This window comes from Corynebacterium sp. HMSC034H07, assembly GCF_001815175.1.
Taxonomy (GTDB): Bacteria; Actinomycetota; Actinomycetes; order Mycobacteriales; family Mycobacteriaceae; genus Corynebacterium; species Corynebacterium hiratae.
The window spans coordinates 34,223-38,228 of the sequence record NZ_KV819485.1; the positions used below are offsets into that span (position 1 = coordinate 34,223).

Sequence of the window (4,006 nt, forward strand, 5' to 3'; positions counted from 1 at the left end):
TTCCCCTCGTCACAAGCCTTGATTCTCCACGGTCTCCGAGTGCTGTAGATCCCAAAAAATAGTGCCTGATCTGGGCAAATACGACTGGATAAGCGACCGCACCTATGGCTGTATGTACATGACAAAAGAACAGCCCCTCAGGAAAGGACAACAGCCATGAACACCACCGAGAAGCTCACCGCCGAAGCCCTGCAGATGCGCGTCGACTCCTACGGGGCGATCCTCGCACACGGCGACTACACGCTGGCCACCTTCGCGACCTGGACCAAGAAAGACGGCTACGGCAACAGCGCCCAGGTCTACCGCCTCACCGAAGCCCCGATCGACGGCTTCGGCCCGAACGCACGCGGCCGCAGCGAATGCGCCCTGGAGCTCATCGCCGAGGCCGACCACCTTTTCGCAGACGCCGGGCACGCCATCGCCTGGGCCCTGAGCCAGATCTAACCCACACCCCACCAAGGCCAAGGAGGACCCGCGATGGACGCCACCCGGAACCTGATCACCAACCACCTGGAGATCCCCGCCGACGCCGCCCCGCACGGTGAGATCCAGACTGCCGCCGAGATCCCCTTCAGCGTCCTCGACGAGCTCGCCGAGGAGGTCGGGGCCGAGAAGATCCCCATCCACACGCTCAGCCGCATCGGCTGGCACTACACCAAAGCCGACCAGATCATCGCCCTGGCCAGGCAGCGCGGCCTGTCCGATTGGCGCTACGGCGGCTTCGACACCGACCAGGTGGTCGCCAACTTCCGCGCCACCTACTGCTAACCCCTCGCACCGTCCCGACCCCCAAGGATCAGGACTGGCCCCACACTCTCCGTTTCGCCCCACACGGTTTTGGGGCTTTTCTTATGCCCCGAGGAAGGAGCTGCCGCCACGATGACGAGCACGTATCAGCCAACCCGGTTCATGGCCGACGGCTCCACCTACAACCAGCGCAAAGCGGATTTCGCTGTCGCATTCATTCAGGCGCTGCGCCACACCAAAGGCCGCTGGGCAGGCACACCCTTCACACTGCTGGGTTGGCAAGAACAGATCGTGCGCGACCTGTTCGGCACCATCAAACCCGACGGCTACCGCCAGTTCACCACCGCCTATGTGGAGATCCCCAAGAAGCAGGGCAAGTCCGAGCTGGCCGCCGCGATCGCGCTGCTGCTGACCTGCGGGGACGGGGAACAAGCCGCCGAGGTCTACGGATGCGCGGCCGACCGGCAGCAAGCCAGCATCGTCTTCGAGGTCGCCGCCGACATGATCCGCCAATCACCAGCCCTATCGAAGCGGGTGAAAATCCTCAGCAGTCAGAAGCGCATCATCTACAAGCCGACCAACAGCTTCTACCAGGTGCTCTCGGCTGAGGCGTACTCCAAGCACGGGTTCAACATCTCCGGTGTCGTCTTTGACGAGCTGCACACCCAACCCAACCGGGCCCTGTTCGACGTGATGACCAAGGGCTCTGGTGATGCGCGCACCCAGCCGCTGTACTTCCTCATCACCACCGCAGGCACCGACACCCACAGCATCTGCTACGAGCAGCACCAAAAAGCGCGCGACATCCTGGCGGGCAAGAAACACGACCCCACCTTCTACCCGGTGATCTACCACGACCCCACCTTCTACCCGGTGATCTACGGCGCAGACCTGGATGATGACTGGACGGATGAAAAGGTCTGGCACAAGGCCAACCCCTCGCTTGGCGTCACGGTGCCGGTGGAGAAGGTGCGGGCCGCGTGCAACTCGGCTCGCCAGAACCCCGCCGAGGAGAACTCGTTTCGCCAGCTGCGGCTTAACCAGTGGGTGAAACAGTCCGTGCGGTGGATGCCCATGCACATCTGGGACGCATGCGCAGACCCGGTAGACCTAGACGAGCTGGAGGGCAGGCCCTGCTACGGCGGGCTGGACTTGGCCTCCACGACGGATATCACCGCGTTCGTGCTCGTCTTCCCGCCCTACGGGGACGATGAGAAGTACCGGATCGTCCCGTGGTTCTGGATTCCCGAGGACAACCTTTCGCTGCGGGTGGCGCGTGATCACGTGCCCTACGACCTGTGGCACGCCCAAGGCTTTCTTGAGACCACGCAAGGCAACGTGGTCCACTACGCCCACATCGAGCACCTCATTGAGCAGCTCGGCGAGAGGTTCGATATCCGCGAGATCGCCTTCGACCGGTGGGGCGCAGTCCAAATGAGCCAAAACCTCGACGATGCCGGTTTCACCGTCGTGCCCTTCGGGCAGGGCTTCAAGGACATGAGCCCACCGAGCAAGGAGCTGATGAAGCTCGCACTCGAAGGCCGCCTCGCCCACGGGGGCCACCCGGTGCTGGCCTGGATGGTCGACAACATTCACGTGCGCCAAGACCCGGCGGGAAACATCAAACCCGACAAGCAAAAGTCCACCGAGAAGATCGACGGGGTCGTCGCCACCATCATGGCCCTCGACCGGGCTATCCGGGGTGGTAGCGCTGATGTGGGCGGGTCGGTGTATGACGAGCGCGGACTTCTGGTTTTATGACCTCAGAGAAGCGGTGCCTCTGTTTTGAATGCTTGGACTGCGATTTCACCGTCCGGAAGGCGTCGCAGATAGAACACCTCACTGGAATCCGCGAGCTGAACTATGTGAGAGCGAAGCAAATCTTCTAGATCAAACGCGAGGTCTTTGAGCATTGTGAAGTCTTGGTCTGGAGTAGATGTCTTCTCTTTGAACGGGTTTGTTGCGTGGAGGATTCCACTGAGGTTTCCCCAGATTCGTCCGACTTCGGTTTCCTGAACACCCACGTTTGGCAGTACGCCAAGTCCTGTATTGCCATCGTGTGTGACCTGGCCAAAAGCTACAGGCCAGTAGTTACTATTCAGTTTCTTCAACTTCTTGCGGACTTCTCCAAAGTCCTTTGCCGTGGTGACGCTCTCCTGAGCTTCCAGAAAGATGTTGTATGCGGCGATGAATGACGCTGTGGTGACTCGTTCTAATACGAGTCGAAGGTGAGCAGCAGCGTGAATAAGGTTCGCAAAATCGACCTGCCGACCGGCAAGCTCAGACAGCGCATGATCGAGATCCCAGAAGATTCGGTCATACGTCATCTGATAAGCGGCGATCGTTCCGGACTCGACGAAGCTGAAGCCCTCAACCTTCTCGGATTTGAGGCTGGGGAGTTCTTGCGTGTCGTCTTTCTTGCCCATAAAAGAGATCTTACGGCGTCTGCTAACTGAAAGGACGCTCATGGGGTTATTCGACTGGCTACGCGGCACTAATGCCCGGCAGGTGTCGAACCACCAACTGTCTTCGAGCTACAGCTTCCTGTTCGGGCCCACCAGCTCCGGACGGACGGTCACCGAACGAAGCGCGATGCAGATGACTGCGGTGTATTCGTGCGTGCGGATCTTGGCGGAGGCGATCGCGGGCCTGCCCCTGCACGTCTACAGAATCGAGAAGGACGGGTCGAAGGTCAAAGCCACCGACCACACGCTCTACCGGCTGCTGCACGATGAGCCCAACCCGGAGATGACCAGCTTCGTCTTCCGTGAGCCAAAGACCTCGGATTTGATAAGACCTGCCGTCGCAGCCTAACCCCTGTTGACCAGGGGTTTCTTGTTTCTGGGGCGAGTTGAAGCCCTCAACGCGCAGCGTTTGTGTGCTTCCATGAGCCGTTCCTTGCTGACGTGTAGCGTCGCCAACCGAGGAGGGGGTGTTCCTATATAGGTTGTCAACTCCGTGGGTGAGTTTGTTGGGGGTGTGAAGGGCATCTGTTTTACTTCGGCGATGTTGTTTTCGGGCACGCTGAGGGGCCGACTGGGCTTCCTGCGCAATCGGCTTGAGGTGCGGTTCTGATGGTTCTAGGTTTTGTGGGTCATGAGGTTCTTGGCACGAGGCACGGGCTGAGATGAGACGAGCGGGCCCCGCCCGGCAGGATGGAAGTTCCTCAACAACCCACCTGCCAGAAGAGACCCGCTCATGACTCACGCTAATGCACCCCTGACCCCCATGGGGTTGCCCGCAAATCGTGGACACGTAG

Annotated in this window: 4 protein-coding genes and 1 pseudogene; 4 read left to right on the forward strand and 1 reads right to left on the reverse strand. The window is 60.3% G+C overall.

Features of this window, described 5'->3' with window-relative positions; all coding sequences use genetic code 11:
- Window positions 1-156 precede the first annotated feature (156 nt).
- The 3 genes from HMPREF3009_RS01065 to HMPREF3009_RS01075 all read left to right on the forward strand — a co-directional run bounded on the left by HMPREF3009_RS01065 (window position 157) and on the right by HMPREF3009_RS01075 (window position 2,508).
- Complete coding sequence (locus HMPREF3009_RS01065; RefSeq protein WP_070509867.1) at window positions 157-444, forward strand: Nmad4 family putative nucleotide modification protein; 288 nt, start codon at window positions 157-159, stop codon at window positions 442-444.
- 33 nt (window positions 445-477) lie between these two features.
- Window positions 478-768, forward strand: coding sequence for a hypothetical protein (locus tag HMPREF3009_RS01070; protein WP_060797819.1), 291 nt, complete (start codon window positions 478-480; stop codon window positions 766-768).
- 111 nt (window positions 769-879) lie between these two features.
- Window positions 880-2,508 carry a terminase large subunit gene (locus HMPREF3009_RS01075; protein WP_070679473.1) on the forward strand — a complete coding sequence of 543 codons (1,629 nt, stop codon included), beginning with the start codon at window positions 880-882 and terminating at the stop codon, window positions 2,506-2,508.
- Window positions 2,509-2,510: 2 nt separating this feature from the next.
- Here HMPREF3009_RS01075 and HMPREF3009_RS01080 read toward each other — a convergent pair whose 3' ends face one another.
- Window positions 2,511-3,173: a hypothetical protein gene (locus HMPREF3009_RS01080; RefSeq protein WP_070512867.1), complete on the reverse strand. Its 663-nt coding sequence runs from the start codon at window positions 3,171-3,173 to the stop codon at window positions 2,511-2,513.
- Window positions 3,174-3,213: 40 nt separating this feature from the next.
- On the opposite strand from HMPREF3009_RS01080, the pseudogene HMPREF3009_RS01085 reads away from it, so the two are divergent.
- A pseudogene (locus tag HMPREF3009_RS01085) lies at window positions 3,214-3,540 on the forward strand (phage portal protein); the annotation flags it as partial.
- Between the last annotated feature and the right edge of the window lie 466 nt (window positions 3,541-4,006).

What these genes read in the sequence shown, in the direction of transcription:
- HMPREF3009_RS01065 (WP_070509867.1), top strand. Translation starts at nt 157, where the DNA reads ATGAACACCACCGAGAAGCTCACCGCCGAAGCCCTGCAGATGCGCGTC.
- HMPREF3009_RS01070 (WP_060797819.1), top strand. Translation starts at nt 478, where the DNA reads ATGGACGCCACCCGGAACCTGATCACCAACCACCTGGAGATCCCCGCC.
- HMPREF3009_RS01075 (WP_070679473.1), top strand. Translation starts at nt 880, where the DNA reads ATGACGAGCACGTATCAGCCAACCCGGTTCATGGCCGACGGCTCCACC.
- HMPREF3009_RS01080 (WP_070512867.1), bottom strand. Translation starts at nt 3,173, where the DNA reads ATGGGCAAGAAAGACGACACGCAAGAACTCCCCAGCCTCAAATCCGAG.